The following is a 16,607-nucleotide window of genomic DNA, read 5'->3' as shown; positions in this document are numbered from 1 at the left end:
ATTTTCTATTCAACAAACAGGATTACTATGAACGAAAACGTTTACAAAAAGAAAAAGCGGATGTTGCTGCTTCTGCTGCTGGCAACAGCCATGGTCTTTTCGGTTTTCAGCTTAAGAGCTGAAGTGAATAGCCAGCATGGCACTCCGGTGGGACAGAAGCTGGGTGATTTTATAAAAAGCCTGGAAAAGCAATACCAGGTGAGTTTTGTATATGACGCGGCGCAGATCAATAAGGAAAGCATAATAGAAGCGGATAAAAATACGGCGCCACTGGATAAAGCGCTGAATCAACTTTTATCTAATGGGATAACTTATAAGATCATTGATAATAAAGTGATCCTGAAGAAGGCCGTGGCTTCATCGGCCGTGAAAAAGCAGGGAGATGATATAGTAGTAAAAGGTACTGTACATGTCAGGACCAAAGCCGGAACCGATGCTACACCGGGTATTTATGTGCTTGAAAAAGGCACAAAGAATGGTACGGCAACAGGAATGAACGGCGAATATTCCCTCCGGGTTAAAGAAGGAGCTACTCTTGTTTTTTCGATGATAGGCTTTAAAAGCCAGGAAGTGCCTGTTAACGGGAGAACGGCGATTAACGTGACATTGGAAGAGGATGTGAATGCTTTGGAAGAGGTAGTGGTGAATGGATATCAGTCTATACCCAGGAAACTTTTTACCGGATCTGCAGTCACCCTAAAAGGAAGTGATGTAAAGCAGGAAGGTATTACAGATGTCAGCAGAATGCTTCAGGGACGGGCAGCGGGTGTGTCGGTTCAGAACGTATCGGGAACCTTTGGTGCTGCGCCCAAAATTCGAATCCGGGGAGCCACTTCCATTACCGGCGATAACAAACCTCTGTGGGTTGTGGACGGTGTGATTTTGGAGGATGTGGTGAATGTCTCCAATGAGCAGCTTTCTACTGGTGATGCAACAACTTTGATCGGATCTTCCGTGGCGGGGTTGAATGCAGAAGATATAGAGAGCTTCCAGATATTAAAAGATGCCTCAGCTACCTCTCTCTATGGTGCCAGAGCCATGAATGGTGTCATTGTAGTAACTACAAAGAAAGGAAAGATAGGAAAACCAGTGGTTGCGTATACCGGTAACTTCTCTACTTACCTCAAGCCTTCGTATGACAATTTTAATATCATGAACTCGGCAGATCAAATGGCGGTGTACATGGAGATGGAGAACAAAGGGTGGTTGCTGGCATCTGAAACATCCAGAAAGGCTGATGGAGGGATCTTTACCAAGCTGAATGATCTGTATAATCAGTATGAGCAAAGTAACGGGCAGTTTGGCTTGCCTAAAACTGCGGAGGCGAGGAATACTTTTCTCACCAGGTATGCCCAGGCCAATACTGACTGGTTTGATGTTTTGTTTCGGAATTCTTTGCTGCAGGAACATTCCTTCAGTGTGTCTTCAGGAAGTGAGAAATCGCAGTTGTATGTATCTACAAGTTATCTTCATGATAATGGATGGACGATTGGGGATAATGTAAAAAGATATACGGGAAACATGAGGGCCAATTTTGATCTTTCAAAGAAAATTTCCCTCGGTTTTATAACGCAAGGATCGATCCGGGACCAGCAAGCTCCCGGAACAGTAGGAAGGAACAGTAATCCCGTAGAAGGCCGTTACGACCGTGATTTTGATATAAATCCGTTTAGTTATGCGCTTAACACCAGCCGTACGCTGACTGCTTATGACGGAAATGGTGATCTTGAATATTTCAGAAGAAATTTTGCTCCCTTCAATATTATAAATGAGCTTGACAATAATACGCTGGATCTTTCCATGATAGATCTGAAGCTTCAGGGTGAGGGGACTTACAAAATTATACCCTCGCTGAAATATACTGCGTTGGGAGCTCTCAGGTATGCTAAAACGAATCGCGAACATAAGGTAAAGGAGAAGGCGAATATGTCTGAAGCCTACCGGGCTGCCGGCGATGCAACAGTTAGAGAACGTAACAGATTTTTATACAGGGACCCTGATAATCCTGATGCGGAGCCGGTTGTAATTCTTCCCTATGGGGGATTTTATAACACGAACGACGATTACCTTATCAGCTATAATTTTCGCCACCAGCTGGAATGGGATAAGACCATCCGTAAAGATCATATTCTTCATGCTTTAGCTACTCATGAGATCAGATACGCTGACAGGCAGAATAAATTTAATAATGGCTATGGTTATCAGTTCGACAAAGGTGGAGTTCCTTATATAGATCCAAGAGTAATTAAACGTGATGTAGAGGGGAATTTTAATTATTACGGAATGGAGTGGAATTATGACCGGTTTATCGCATATGCTGTAAACGGGGCATATTCATATAAAGGAAAGTATAACTTCAATGGAACCGTGAGATACGACGGATCGAATCTTTTGGGCCGGGCCCGGACAGCACGCTGGCTTCCAACCTGGAATGTTAGCGGGGCATGGAATGCAGACACGGAAGATTTTATGAAGAAACAATCCGTAATAAACAGAGCCACACTTAGGGCCAGTTATGGTTTAACAGCCAGTATGGGTAATGCCACTAATTCGAGCCTGGTGCTGAGAAGCGGAAGTACCTTACGCCCATATCTCAGTGAAGTTGAATCACGGATCACCATAGATAATCTTGAAAATTCGGAATTAACCTGGGAAAAATCGTATGACCTGAATGTTGGTATTGACCTTGGGTTTCTGAATGAACGCTTCACGCTGACTGTAGATGGTTACCGCAGGGATGGATTTGATCTGATTAGTCCTATCAGAACTTCAGCGATCGGAGGTGAGTATCAGAAGAATGCTAATTACGCGGATATGAGGTCTCATGGTATTGAGCTTACACTGGGTGCCGGTGTGATACAAAATACTGATCTGAAATGGAGAACAAATCTGACCTTTGCTTATAATAAGAATAAGATTACCAATCTTCGTGTTTCAGAGAACATATGGTCTTTAATTGAACCCGATGGCGGTCCAATGGAAGGTCATCCCTACAGGGGGCTTTTCTCTCTGGATTTTCAGGGTCTGAATCCTGAAAACGGCTTGCCTCAATTTATAAATGAGAACGGGGAGAAAAGCAGCGATGTATATCTGCAGGATGATGAAACTTCTTATCTTAAATACGAAGGCTCTGTAGATCCTACTATCAGCGGAGGATTTTATAATTCGCTGTCCTGGAAAAATTTAAGTTTATCTGCTCTTTTTACCTATAGTGCCGGAAATAAGATCAGATTGTCTCCAATGTTTAATAATAGTTATCAGGATGTAAATACCAGTTTTACAGATCTTGATGCTATGCCCAAAGAATTTATAAACCGCTGGGTTCTTCCGGGTGACGAGGGGGGGACTAATATTCCTTCCATTATAGATACACGGACGATGGCTGGTCTTTATGGCATATATCCGTACAACAGTTACAACTACTCTTCTGTACGTGTTGCAGATGGAGGGTATGTTCGTCTCAAGCAAGTGGTATTATCATATAACTTTCCTTCAAAGGTGCTGAAAACTATTGGATTGAACAGCGTTGCCCTGAGCGGCATTGCCAACAATGTCTGGCTGATTTACTCAGATAAAAAACTGAATGGAATGGATCCTGAGTTTTTTGGTTCCGGAGGTGTCGCTTTGCCGATCCCCCGCCAGTTTACATTGTCATTAAAAGTGGGCATTTAAAAAAGATAGCTAAACAATGAAAAATATAAAGATCATACTAACGGTTCTTATAGCTGCGACTGGTTTTAGCAGCTGTAAAAAGTATCTGGAACAATTGCCGGATCAAAGGACCGAATTAAACAGCCCGGAAAAGGTTGCAGAATTGCTGGCAACGGCTTATCCTCAGGCAAATTATATTCCTTTTACGGAAGCAATGTCTGATAATGCTGCTGATAAGGGGATTGTTTCCCAATCTGAATCTGTAAACAGCGATCCCTGGTTTTTCAGGGACGTACGGTACAATGACCGGGATTCACCAGCGTTCTACTGGAGGGCTTGCTATGCGGCTATTGCTGCGGCAAATCATGCTTTGGAAGCTATCGATAAGGCTGATAAGCCCCAGGATTATAAATCTTCAAAGGGAGAGGCCCTGGTAGCAAGAGCGTACGCACACTTTATGCTGGTTACCCTGTTTTCTAAGGTGTACGATCCAGCTACAGCTGCTGTTGATCCCGGGATACCCTACGTAACGAAGCCGGAAGATGTGGTAATAGCTAAATATGAACGTAAAACTGTAGCATTCGTCTACGAGCAAATAGAAAAGGATCTGACCGAAGGACTTCCTTTAATTGTGAATACATCTTATAAGGTTCAGAAATATCACTTTACTACCTCTGCTGCACATGCCTTCGCATCCCGGTTTTATCTTTTTAAGAGAGACTATCCTAAGGTCATCGCTCATGCAAATGAAGTATTTTTAGGTACGAATCCGGCCGGAATGCTGCGTCAGCTGAATTCACAGGAATACCGTAATTTATCTGGTTCTTTTAATGAGCTCGAAGCACGGTATACGAAAGCCACCGAAAGCTCAAATCTGCTCCTGACAGAAATGCCTTCCATCTGGGGACGGTCTTATCCGACCTACCGTTTTGGTTTAACGCAGCAGTTATATCCTGGTATTCTTAGCAGTAACGTATCCGGTCAGCAGCTTGCGTATACATCTTATTTATATACCAGGGGAGACCCATCGAACATTTTCATTCCGAAGTTTCGGGAACATTTTGTGAGAGATGGAATAAACTCAAATATCGGCTTCCCCTATAATATGGTTCCTTTGTTTTCAGCAGAAGAAGTGTTGCTTAACAGGGCAGAGGCTTTTGCTGCGAGTGGTAATTATGGATCTGCAGTTGATGATATTAATACATTTTTAAGTGTCCGGATAGTAGGGTATATCCCCTCGGATAATATTGACCTGGATGCCATTTATTCTTATTACAATACCATTGATCCAAAAGAAGGGATTATAAAGACAGTACTCGATCTTAAGAGAGCAGAATTTCTGTTCGAGGGGCTCAGGTGGTTCGATATTCTCAGACATAAGCTAACGGTAGTACATCGTCCTGTCGGGGAAGAGGAAATAGTGGTCGGACCGAATGATCCAAGAAGGGTTTTGCAATTGCCTGCTGAGGCGCAATCTGCTGGTTTAGAATTGAATCCAAGGTAAATAATTGACGTTATGAAGTTTGCGAATATAAAATCATTAATGCTCCTGCTATTACTGACAGGCACCCTTGCATGCCAGAAGGAGGAAAAAGTAGCTGCTCCCGAAGGGCTTGAAGGGGATACATGGGTGAAGGGAGAACTTGATAAATGGTTGAATGATAATTTTACTGTCCCCTACAATATCGAAGTAAAATACCGCTGGGATCCCTATGAACTGGAGGTGACAAAGAATATGACGCCTCCCAGGGAAGACGTAGTGATCCCTGTAATGGAGACTGTTAAAAAGGTCTGGATAGAGCCCTATGTCGCAGAGGCGGGAGAGGCTTTTATTAAGACCTACTGTCCGAAGCAATATGTACTGGTGGGAAGTGCAGAATGGAACAGCAATGGAACCATCACCCTCGGCCAGGCTGAAGGAGGCAGAAAGATCGTTTTGTTTGTTCTGAATGATTTTGAAAAGACGGATAAAGCTGAAGTTAAAAGAATGCTGCATACCATTCATCATGAGTTTGCACATATTCTTCATCAGACGATCCGGTATTCAGACGACTACCGGTCTATAACACCATCCGGTTACACGGCTACCTGGACAAGTTATACTGATGCGCAATCGCGTGAACTAGGGTTTATTACCTCTTATTCAAGGGCCGGGGTGGATGAAGATTTTGTGGAAATGATTTCCTTAATGCTGACAGAAGGGCGCGAAGGGTTTAATGCAATTGTTAACAGTATACAATCTGCATCTGCCAAAGCGGCAATAAAGCAAAAGGAACAAGTGATTGTACGCTACTATAAAGAATCATGGAATATGGATTTCTATAGTTTGCAGGCAAAAGTATTTGCTGCTATTAATAATTAATAATTATGGGAAGCTTAAAACACAAGATAATGAAAAGACTGCTGTGGTTTTGTATGGCAATAGCTTTCGGCCTGACGGCGTGCAAAAAGGATGATGTTGATCTGGCATTTGGAGAGAAACCGGAAGTGCGCGTTGAGAAAGCGCTGCAACAGTATAAGAGCGAGCTTGTATCTTCTGAAAACGGATGGGTGGCGACTCTTTATCCTGCGGGTGGCGGTGGATATAATTTCTATATAGATTTTGAGGAAAATGACCGCGTAAGCATGTTTGCAGACATTGCAAGCTCAACAGCTGGTGCCGCGTATGGGAGTACTTACAGGCTTAAAGCCGCAATGGTTCCTTCCCTTTATTTCGATACTTATTCCTACATCCATATTCTTGCGGATCCCGATCCCAGTGTATATGGAGGAACAAGAGGATGGGGCGTGTTTTCGGATTTTGAATTTGCGTTTTCATCTGTTAAAGGAGATAGTATAGAACTGAAGGGGAATCTGTCGGGCAGCAAACTGATCCTCGTAAAGGCATCAAAAGCGCAGGCTGATTCTTACAAGGCCGGGGATTTTAAAAAAGCCATTGATGAAACAGTTGCGTATGTTGCCGGGGAGCCTTTTCTTTTTACCGAATTCGGAGACGGCAAAAAAGTTCAAACCTCCGTCAATGCTGCAATGAAGACCTTCTCAATTTTGAACGCTGAGGAAGGCGGTATTAAAGCGACAAGCTCCTTCTTTAGTTTTACTCTTACCGGGATTCATCTTCAGGACACTATGAGATATGGCGGAAATGCTTTTACCGATGTCTACTGGGATGATGACAAGCCAGGGCTTTACATCCTGACACACGACAATAAGCGACTGGAAATCCAGGCTTCTGAAACTCCGGTGTTCCCGATGCATTTGTTGCTGGGAACAAACTTCACAACAGTTGCGGTGCCTGCCGGTACGATATCAGGAATGTCTCCTGAATTTATTACCAGGCGCCAGCAGGCAGCAGCAAATGTTTATGCTCTTCTTAGCTCGCCACTAACTCTGGCCGATATCGATTTTGTATTCAATACGGAGGAGCGGTTAATGGATATGGACGCCTACATATATCAAAATAACCAGGCTTACCTGGCACGGTTTAGCTATAGCTATACAAAAACCAGTGACGGAGTGTTTAAGTTCAGGTATACAGGGGCTAACGGGAATGCAGATCTGATTAAGAATGCCATGGCACCTCTGCTGAATTATATCAATAACGATAGATTTTCGATGGAGTATTATAGTGACCCGGATAAGCGCATTTTGGGAAAGATTGCAAGCATAGACAATGCCGGCTTCTATTTCACGGGCAATTTAGAATAAATCGTTTAAAGCAGGTAGCAATTGCAGCTACCTGCCTTTTATTTACAATGATTAGAAATTAACAATCAAATTGTGATGAAAAAAGCATTACTATTTTTATTAATCGTGCCGTTCATTCTGATATCGTGTAACAAAGATGATGATCTGGAGTATTCAATAGAAAAGTCGTTCAAGGATCCCCTGGAAAAACTGGCGGAGTTGCAGGAGGCTACAGGTGCTTCTGCGGACGGATGGAAGGCGATTTTGAAATTAAAGGATGGAGGGTTTTATTCTCTGTTTTTAAAATTGAATCCAGCTGGCGGAAAGCTGTCTTTATATGCAGATATTAATGAGACCACAGCATCTGTTCCTTCCGAAAGCGGTTATAAATTTGAAATAACACAAGGGATTAACGCGACCTTAAGCCTGGAAGAAGGCTCTCATCTTGACCTGATCCAGTTTGAAGACCCCTCGAAAGGTTCTGATCGTCAATATTCATTTTTGTATTCAAATGGCGATACTATCCGGTTACAGGGCAATAGATTTGGAGACGAACTGACCCTTGTTAAAGCATCCGCGGCTGAACGGCAGCAGTATGAAGGGAAGAGCCTTGAAGCATCAATGAAAAGTATTTCTGAGTTCCTCAGCAGCAGCCGGTTCCTTCAATTACAGCCAGATCCGTCTTCTGCTCTTCAGCTGTCTGTTAATGAAGGTACAAGGACTTTGGTTGCAACATATGTAAATGCAAAAAAGAAGGCTGAGAATGTCGGCTCTGAATTCTCCTACACCTTAAACGGAATAAGGTTCCGGAACGCTTTGAAAGTAGGTAATATCCTTATTGATGAGTTCATTTGGGATGAACAAAAAAAGGCGTTCTTCTTTTCCACGGGGGGGAGCAGAACAGAGGTTAATGATGCTGCGTTACCTATAATACCGCTTCATTATTTGCTTGGTAATGAGTTTCCGTCTGTTATATCTGTTCCGTCTCCGACCAGATATGCGTCTATACCCGGCTGGTCGACTGCATTTTCGGGATTATGGGCAACATCTGATGCCGCTATGATAGGGAGTCCATACCGGCTCATTCTTTATTTTGCAGATTTCAGTATGAACATTCCGGCAGGCACGATGAATCTTGACATTTATTTCGTGAGCAATAATTCATTATATACAGCCAGGTTTCCATATAAGTTTTCTAAAACAGACGATGGAGTCTTCAAGTTTGCAGCACAGCCTCTCGGAACGACGGGGTCTGGAGCAAATGCAAATTTAATTAAGGGCTATGTAAAGAGCATAACAGATGTTGTAAGTCTTGACAGGTTCAAAATAGATTATTACGAGGCTCCTGAACTCGGTGGCCTGTTAGGTCAATTTACCAGTGTGGATCGTCCCGGAATATATTTCACAGGGACGTTTGGATCGCTTGCAGAATAGTCTCAAAGTGGAGTTAATCTATAAGACATAATAAAAAGCGCCGGCAGCTGCCGGCGCTTTTTATTATGTCTCCTGAACGTATCATTTCCTTCCCTTTACATACTTCTCCAGCCACTCATCCATCTCCCAAAGCATATGCATTACCGACTCCTTTGCATAATAATGATGTGCTTCATTCGGTAAAAACACAAGTCTCGTGGTTGCGCCATGCCCTTTTAATGCATTGTAAAGCCGTTCAGACTGGATCGGGAACGTGCCGGAATTGTCGTCTGCCTCGCCGTGGATCAGCAGGATCGGAGTTTTGATCTTATCGGCATAACTGAAGGGCGACATTTTGAAGTAAACATCCGGTGCCTGCCAGTAGGTCCTTTCTTCCTGCTGGAATCCGAAAGGCGTGAGTGTACGGTTATATGCGCCGCTCCTGGCGATCCCGGCTGCAAAGAGATTGGTGTGGGCCAGGAGGTTGGCAGTCATGAAGGCGCCATAGGAATGGCCGCCGACCCCGATCCTGTTCCTGTCTGCTACTCCTGTGCTCACCAGGTAGTCTACTGCCGCTTTTGCGTTTGCCTGCACCTGCTGTACAAATGTATCATTGGGTTCATTTTTGCCTTCTCCCACGATCGGCATATCGGCATTATCCAGCACCGCGTACCCTCTTGTTACCCAATAGACAGGAGATCCCCAGCTTATTCTGGTATACCGGTAGGGGGAACCTTTTACCTGCGACGCTGCATCCACTGTTTTAAACTCCCGCGGGTATGCCCACATGAGCACCGGGAGAGGGCCATCCGCTTTCTTGTATCCTTTAGGCAGGTATAGGGTGGCCGACAGGTCGATGCCATCTGCGCGTTTATATTTGAGTTGTTGTTTCTGTACTCCTCCCAGGGAAGGATAGGGATCGGGAAAAGCAGTTATGGCTTTTGCCGACCGGTTTTTAAGGTTGACTAAGAAATAATTCGGAGCGGCGTCCTTAGATTCACGGCTGATGATCAGATTCCCTGTATTGTTAAAATATACCGGCAATTCATAGTAAGGAGCTTTTGAGCGGAACAGTGTATCGGCTTTGCCGCTCACCAGGTTCCACCGAAGAAGGAAGGGGCGGTCGCCAAGTGGTGAAGCGCCTGTACTAATGGTAAAAGCTACAGGATTGCTGCCTTCTTTTGCCAGCAGAAGGACCGTTCTCCTCGAAGCGTTTTTTGTTGTAATGAAATCTCCCGGATCCGTGTAGGATTGTTCATAAGAGCGGTCCGCGATGACTTTTATCACGCTCCGCTTTGCCGGATCGATCAGCGTCTTTTTTTCTCTCCTGGTTTTCCACCAGCGCTCGTTAATAATGGCAATATTTTCAGCTCCCCAGTTTATACCCTGGAAACGATAGGTGCATTTTGCCAGTTCAGAAGGTGCAGCCGTAAAGGGGGCCGAAAGGGTATAAACAATATCCCTTACAGGGGCATCCTTATTGGGATCTCCTTCATCCTGTGCTTCAGTCCAGTATAAAGTGGCATTTTGATCAGCACGCCAGAAATGTCCGCGCGGGCCTTTGTCCACTGCATCAAATCCCCTCGGCCTGTTGTCGGCCAGGGGCGCGTCATACAGATCTTTTACCAGAGTTCCGTTTGCATCGAGAATGCTGATCCTGTAAGGAAACATTGATGCCGGCACGAGGTAAGAGTAGGGCTTTTGGATGGTTTGTGTCAGGATATACGTTCCGTCAGGCGAAAAATCGAACCTCCTGAAGATCGCGGGAGAACTGATATTAGCAGCATTCCCCTGGAGATCAATTCGTTTTAATTGAGCGGTGAGATAGTAGTCAAAAAGTTTTTCATCATAAGGATTCTTCAGAAGGTCCTGATAGGTCCTGGCTGCCGCAGTTTTACCTAAGTTCTCCTGGACTACTGGACCTTCAGGTACTGTGTTCTCTGCAGGTTTTCCACCCCTTGAGGAAGGAACGAACTGAGCCACAATGCTTTTGCTGTCTGATGCCCATTTGAAGGTATTTCCATACGCATCATTTAAAGATTCTTTGCTTAGTCTTTTCGCGGTCAGTGTGTTGAGCTCTATTATCCATAACTCAATGGAGTTTTCTGTTTCCTGGGTAAATGCGATACAAGATTCGTCAGGACTCCATGTGATATTTCCTATTTGCGCATTTGAAGGCAAGCCCTTCACCTGGAGTTCTTTTCCATCTTTCAGCGTTTTTACTTTTATATTCGTATATCCGCTGCTGTTAGCAGATCCGTTGGTAGCCGGGTTGATCCTTAAGCCTCCTATCCTTAAAATTGGTTGGGCAACTTGTGCAATGGAAGGGTAATCAGAACGCTCAAGCAATAATATTTTATCGCCTTTGCCATTGATGCTGACCAGGGGAGTAGCAGGAGCATTCAGCAGCTCAAGAATTTCAGCAGGCGGTTTTTGATATGTAAGTTTGGTTTGTGCGTGAAGAACATGTGCCGGAAACAGGATAATGAGGAAACCCTGTAAAATAAGCTTAAAAATTTTCATAAATAATAATCTGTTACGCTAATATGGTAATAGTAAGGCTGATTTTAATAGAGTAATAGTAAAATTACTTCTTCATAAGCAAATTGTCGTCGGGTTTTTTGTTAAGTAATTGAAATTGGGGTAGTGCTTATGGAAAAATAGCAAAAAAGATTGTCTATCCTAAATGCCGAGCGTACATAGCTGCCGGTATTGCCCTTAACACAAGTTTCCTTTGCTTCTGACTTAAAGCCGGGGCACCAGTACCGGAAGCTGTTGTCCTGCTGCCACTAATCATTTCTTGTGGGTAGGGCATCACCACTCCGATTAAAATTACTTAAAATTGCATACTAAACATTTTGTGTTCACTAATGATTAATAAGAGATGAAACTACAGCTTTTTTCAAAGATATCCCTGTTACTTGCGTTCGTAGCCATACTATCCGGGGCGAGAGCTCAAACTAAGCCCGCTCCCTTTATCCCCGAGTTTACTTTTCAGAGACTCGACAACCGCGACTTCTCAAAGAAAGACCTTGTGAAGAACCGAAAGGTTGTTTTTATCCTGTTCGACGTCACCTGTAATCACTGTCAGCACGAAATTGAAGGGATCGGAAAGAAGTATGAAGAATTTAAGCACGTCGCTATTTACCTGGTATCTATGGATACCAAGCCTGCTATAATGAAGTTTATGTCAACATATGGCAAAAATCTTTACGGAAAACCGAATGTGACAGTGCTCCATGACTACCGCCCCGAGTTTGTACAGAAGTTTTATCCCGATAAATTCCCGGCCATGTTTATTTACTCTGATAAAGGAGCACTGAGCAAGTACATGAGCGGCCAGAAAGATATCAAAGAGGTCATTAAAGCAGTGAAGTAGGGGCTTCTCTAAACAATAGAGTTTTACGTTTCGTAACAAGAACTTTAAGAAAAGCGTCTATATTTGAATTGTTTTCGTGTCATCGTGATAATTACTCTATATGGATTCCATTAATATCAAGCAACTGGCCGAAAGACTCAATCTTTCGACTTCTACAGTATCCAGGGCCTTCCGCGGACATAGTGATATTAACAAGGAGACTAAAGAGAAGATCCTGGCAATGGCCCGTGAGCTGAATTACCAGCCTAATCACATGGCCAGCAATCTCCGTGACAAGAAGAGCCGCACAATAGCAGTAATAGTACCGGAGATCGCCAACAATTTCTTTTCAAGGGCGATCAACGGCGTGGAGCGCGTCGCCCGGGACAATGGATATCATTTGCAGATTTATCTTACAAACGATGACTTTGAGCGTGAAGTTTCTTTTATGTCGCAGCTGCATAACGGCAGGGTAGAGGGGATCATTATGTCCGTTACAGGTGAAGCCAATGATCACAGCTACATGCATAAACTGAGAAAAAAGAGCATCCCGCTTGTTTTCTTCGACAGGACCTATGATGATGTAAAAGCTTCCAAGGTGTCAACAAACGATTATGAGAGTAGTTTTTCAGCTACAAAACATCTGATTGACCGGGGATGCAGCAGGATCGTTTACCTGGTGGTGAACAAGAACCTGTCGATCGGAAAGATGCGTATGCAAGGGTATAAAGACGCTCTTGAAGCTGCAGGCCTCCCGTTTGTGGAAAACCTCGTGATCGACTGCAGCAATGAACTCGGGAAGAACCTTGATATTCTCGGGAGGGTTTTCAGCGCTATCCGGCCTGATGGAGTTTTCGCCTCTGTAGAAAGGCTCGCAATTGCCAGCTATTATGTTTGCCACAATATGAACCTTAAAATAGGGAATGACATCAGGATTATTTGTTTTTCAAGCCTTGAAATAGCTTCCCTTTTGAATCCAGCCCTGTCTACTATCACGCAACCTGCTTACGATATGGGAATGGAGGCTGCGAATATCCTTTTCCGCCGGTTGAATTCAGAAAATAATGATGATATCATTGAGCATGTGGTGCTTGAATCGGAGCTTGTTATAAGGCAATCTACCCTGGGATCGTGATCTGAAAATTCATCTTCACTTATATTACAGCTTAGGCAAATTCCTCCATTCCGGGAAGAATCCGGAGTTTGCTAAAACTACTATTTTATTAGTTTTCAACATTTTTACAAGGCATTATCGGTATCGTTCCCGGAGATTAACGCCCTTTAGATGACATACTGTTCTAGGTGTAGCATCGTTACTAAATCATTGTTAATCAATATTTTATATTGGTTTTGGTTCGATGTGTAACAAGTACACTTAGATAATGCTCCCTCGCTTACAATAAAATGTGGAAAACTTTTACTCGTTTTGCTTTGCTTCGGGAACGTTCCCGATTATCTTTATCCCATTCCAATTATGTACTAACCGGGATGTTAAACTTAAAATAAAATTCAATGAAAAAAGATTACATGAAGAGCTTGCTTCTTTTGCTCAGCCTCGTCCTCTTTTCAGTTTGCGGGTTTTCGCAGACCGGAAGTATCAGCGGGCAGGTACTGGATGAAAAAGGCGAGCCATTGCCTGGGGCTTCCGTTAGTATTAAGAGTATTAACAGGGGAACCTCTACTGATGCCAGCGGGGTGTTTAAGCTGAACGCTGTTCCGAATGGTAGTTATGTTCTTTCTGTCAGTTTCATTGGGTACCAGGTTTCAGAAACACCTGTTACGGTGAACGGCGAAAGAAAAATGAATGTAAAGCTGGTCCCCAACACGCAAAACCTGACAGAGGTTGTCGTGATTGGTTATGGTACCCAGCAGAAGAAAGATCTTACCGGATCTATCTCGACGGTAAGTTCAAAGGATTTTCAAAAAGGTAATATCGCCACGCCTGAGCAGCTTATAGTAGGTAAGGTAGCAGGCGTGCAGGTGACAACTAACGGTGGTCAGCCAGGTAGTCCCAGCACAATCCGTATCAGGGGAGGCGCTTCACTGAATGCCAGCAATGATCCCCTGATCGTTGTAGATGGGGTGCCTTTTTCCAATTTCAAAGATGCGTCAGGGAAAAATACCTTACCTGGTATTGGAAACCCGCTGGCATTGCTCAATCCGAATGATATTGAGACTTTCACCGTTCTGAAAGATGCGAATGCGACCGCTATTTACGGATCACGTGCTTCGAATGGAGTGATTTTGATCACCACGAAAAAAGGGAAAAGCGGAGCTCCTGCAATAAACTTCAGCAGTCAGAATTCGGTTTCTACGGTGGCTAAGAAAGTGGACGTTTTAACAGCGGATCAGGTAAGGGAGTACGTAAATGCGAATGGTTCTGAAGATTTAAAGAAACTATTGGGTACCGCAAATACGAACTGGCAGGATGAGATCTTTCGCAACGCAGTATCAACCGACAATAATTTAAGTATATCGGGAACATCGAAGATCACGCCATACCGGGTTTCCTTTGGATATCTTAATCAGAATGGTACGCTTATTACCGACAAATTAGAAAGAGGAACTGCTGCTCTCAGCCTGAGTCCCCGTTTACTGGATAATCACCTGAAGGTAGATTTCAACATGAAGAACTCGCTGGCAATTTCACAATTTGCTAATCAGGATGCAATTTCCGGTGCTATACAGTTTAATCCTACCCAGGCTGTAACTGATCCCCAAAGCCCTTATGGCGGATACTTTGAATGGACCAGGCCCGACGGAACCTTAAATCCAAATGCTCCGCGCAATCCTGTTTCTGCTATAAGGATGAAAGATGACAATGCTCACACCATGCGAAGCTTCGGCAATCTGCAGCTGGATTATTCGTTTCATTTTCTGCCCGAACTGCATGCCAACCTGAACGCAGGTTATGATGTGTCGAAAGGACAGGGTTCTACGTTTATCCCGGCTGATGCCGCTATAAGCTTTAGCACCAGGGGAAATTATAACCGGTATAAGTCGACTATATCCAACTATGTAGTGGAAGCATATCTGAATTATACGAAAGATATCTCGTCCATCAACAGCAATATTAACGCAACAGCGGGATATGGCTATTATGCTAACCGGACCAAGAACTATAATTTCCCGAGTTACGAGGCAGATACCACGACAGTTAAGAGTACTCCGAAATTCCCATATGATATTCCTGAAAACAGGTTATTATCCTATTACGGACGTTTAATATACACCTTAAATAACCGGTATATTTTATCAGGAACTGTTCGTACCGACGGTTCTTCACGGTTCAGCAAAGACAACCGCTGGGGGATATTTCCTTCGGCGGCATTTACCTGGAGGATGAATGAAGAAAGCTTCCTGAAAGGCAGCAGTACATTATCCGATTTAAAATTACGCCTCAGTTACGGTGTGACCGGGCAGCAGGAAGGTATCGCCAACTACTCTTACCTGCCTAACTATTCAGTAAGTAATAATGAGGCGATGTATCAGATCGGCGACACGTTTTACTACATGAATGCGCCCGTTGCTTATGACGGGGATATTAAGTGGGAAACTACAACCACCTATAACGCTGGTATTGATTACGGATTCCTTAACGGGCGTATCAATGGTAGTATCGATGTTTACAGAAAGAAAACAAAGGATCTGCTCAGTGTCATTCCTATTCCTATCGGATCTAACTTCAGCAACCAGCTGCTGACGAATGTCGGAAACATGGAAGCGGACGGTATAGAGCTGGCTATCAATGCCAAGCCAGTGCTTAAGAATGATCTTACATGGGATGTAGGCTTTAACTTTACTTATAACAAAACAAAAGTCACCAATCTTACGGCTTCTTATGATCCCGACTATATGGTTGCTGTAGGAGATATCACCGGTTCTACCGGCAATAAGATCCAGGCGCATGCGCTTGACCGTCCTCCTTTCTCTTATTATGTGTGGAAGCAGGTGTACGACGAAAGTGGAAAACCTTTAAGTGGGGTTTATGCTGATCTGGACGGCGACGGAACAATTACAGAGGCGGATAAATATTTTTATAAGTCGCCGCTTCCAAAGTTCACCCTTGGTTTTTCGACGTCTCTGTCAATCCACAAATGGACGCTTAGTACTGTACTAAGGTCAAGCATTGGAAATTACATCTATGACAACGTGAGCTCAAATCTTTCTTCCAGAACAGTCATTCTGGACGCCACTTCGGGGGTAGTAAATAATGTGGTAAAAGATTTTCTTAATACCGGCTTCTCCGCCAATCAGTATTATTCAGATTATTATGTAAAGAACGCCTCATTCCTCAAAATGGATAATCTCGGTCTGGCTTATGCCGCAGGAAATATCGTCAGAAACAGCAAGATGAACCTGACAATATCAGCGAATGTGCAGAACGTGTTTGTGGTTTCAGATTACAAAGGTGTTGATCCCGAGAATTATAACGGCATAGATTACAAGTTTTATCCAAGACCAAGGACCTATGTGCTGGGATTGAATGTTGGTTTCTAAA

General features: G+C 43.7%; 9 protein-coding genes. 8 read left to right on the top strand and 1 reads right to left on the bottom strand.

Annotated features, from left to right (window positions below; all coding sequences use genetic code 11):
• The first annotated feature begins 27 nt into the window (after positions 1-27).
• The 5 genes from DDR33_RS13695 (at position 28) to DDR33_RS13675 (ending at position 8,769) form a co-directional block, all read left to right on the top strand.
• On the top strand, positions 28-3,672 hold the full coding sequence (locus DDR33_RS13695) for a SusC/RagA family TonB-linked outer membrane protein (protein ID WP_109416359.1): 3,645 nt from the start codon (positions 28-30) through the stop codon (positions 3,670-3,672).
• Between the two features lie 16 nt (positions 3,673-3,688).
• On the top strand, positions 3,689-5,155 hold the full coding sequence (locus DDR33_RS13690; protein WP_109416358.1) for a RagB/SusD family nutrient uptake outer membrane protein: 1,467 nt from the start codon (positions 3,689-3,691) through the stop codon (positions 5,153-5,155).
• A gap of 12 nt (positions 5,156-5,167) precedes the next feature.
• A complete protein-coding gene (locus tag DDR33_RS13685) occupies positions 5,168-6,013 on the top strand; it encodes a zinc-binding metallopeptidase (RefSeq protein WP_109416357.1) in 846 nt (281 codons plus the stop codon).
• Between the two features lie 29 nt (positions 6,014-6,042).
• Positions 6,043-7,356 (top strand): DUF4302 domain-containing protein, encoded by a 1,314-nt coding sequence (locus DDR33_RS13680; protein WP_158280747.1) that lies wholly within the window; start codon positions 6,043-6,045, stop codon positions 7,354-7,356.
• 75 nt (positions 7,357-7,431) lie between these two features.
• On the top strand, positions 7,432-8,769 hold the full coding sequence (locus DDR33_RS13675; protein WP_109416355.1) for a DUF4302 domain-containing protein: 1,338 nt from the start codon (positions 7,432-7,434) through the stop codon (positions 8,767-8,769).
• An 81-nt stretch (positions 8,770-8,850) separates the two neighbouring features.
• On the opposite strand, the gene DDR33_RS13670 is transcribed toward DDR33_RS13675, so the two are convergent.
• A complete protein-coding gene (locus tag DDR33_RS13670) occupies positions 8,851-11,271 on the bottom strand; it encodes a S9 family peptidase (protein ID WP_109416354.1) in 2,421 nt (806 codons plus the stop codon).
• 361 nt (positions 11,272-11,632) lie between these two features.
• On the opposite strand from DDR33_RS13670, the gene DDR33_RS13665 reads away from it, so the two are divergent.
• From DDR33_RS13665 to DDR33_RS13655, 3 genes are all read left to right on the top strand, one after another.
• On the top strand, positions 11,633-12,127 hold the full coding sequence (locus tag DDR33_RS13665; protein WP_109416353.1) for a peroxiredoxin family protein: 495 nt from the start codon (positions 11,633-11,635) through the stop codon (positions 12,125-12,127).
• Positions 12,128-12,227: 100 nt separating this feature from the next.
• Positions 12,228-13,241, top strand: coding sequence for a LacI family DNA-binding transcriptional regulator (locus DDR33_RS13660; RefSeq protein WP_109416352.1), 1,014 nt, complete (start codon positions 12,228-12,230; stop codon positions 13,239-13,241).
• A 377-nt stretch (positions 13,242-13,618) separates the two neighbouring features.
• Positions 13,619-16,606, top strand: a complete 2,988-nt coding sequence (locus DDR33_RS13655) for a SusC/RagA family TonB-linked outer membrane protein (protein WP_109416351.1) — start codon at positions 13,619-13,621, stop codon at positions 16,604-16,606.
• The last annotated feature ends 1 nt before the right edge of the window (position 16,607 follow it).

Source organism: Pararcticibacter amylolyticus (assembly GCF_003130405.1).
Classification (GTDB): Bacteria; Bacteroidota; Bacteroidia; order Sphingobacteriales; family Sphingobacteriaceae; genus Arcticibacter; species Arcticibacter amylolyticus.
The sequence above is the reverse complement of the archived record's forward strand: the minus strand, read 5'-3'. Positions and strand labels throughout refer to the sequence as shown.

Coding starts and splice junctions, on each gene's coding strand:
- DDR33_RS13695 (WP_109416359.1), top strand. CDS start 28: ATGAACGAAAACGTTTACAAAAAGAAAAAGCGGATGTTGCTGCTTCTG.
- DDR33_RS13690 (WP_109416358.1), top strand. CDS start 3,689: ATGAAAAATATAAAGATCATACTAACGGTTCTTATAGCTGCGACTGGT.
- DDR33_RS13685 (WP_109416357.1), top strand. CDS start 5,168: ATGAAGTTTGCGAATATAAAATCATTAATGCTCCTGCTATTACTGACA.
- DDR33_RS13680 (WP_158280747.1), top strand. CDS start 6,043: ATGAAAAGACTGCTGTGGTTTTGTATGGCAATAGCTTTCGGCCTGACG.
- DDR33_RS13675 (WP_109416355.1), top strand. CDS start 7,432: ATGAAAAAAGCATTACTATTTTTATTAATCGTGCCGTTCATTCTGATA.
- DDR33_RS13670 (WP_109416354.1), bottom strand. CDS start 11,271: ATGAAAATTTTTAAGCTTATTTTACAGGGTTTCCTCATTATCCTGTTT.
- DDR33_RS13665 (WP_109416353.1), top strand. CDS start 11,633: ATGAAACTACAGCTTTTTTCAAAGATATCCCTGTTACTTGCGTTCGTA.
- DDR33_RS13660 (WP_109416352.1), top strand. CDS start 12,228: ATGGATTCCATTAATATCAAGCAACTGGCCGAAAGACTCAATCTTTCG.
- DDR33_RS13655 (WP_109416351.1), top strand. CDS start 13,619: ATGAAAAAAGATTACATGAAGAGCTTGCTTCTTTTGCTCAGCCTCGTC.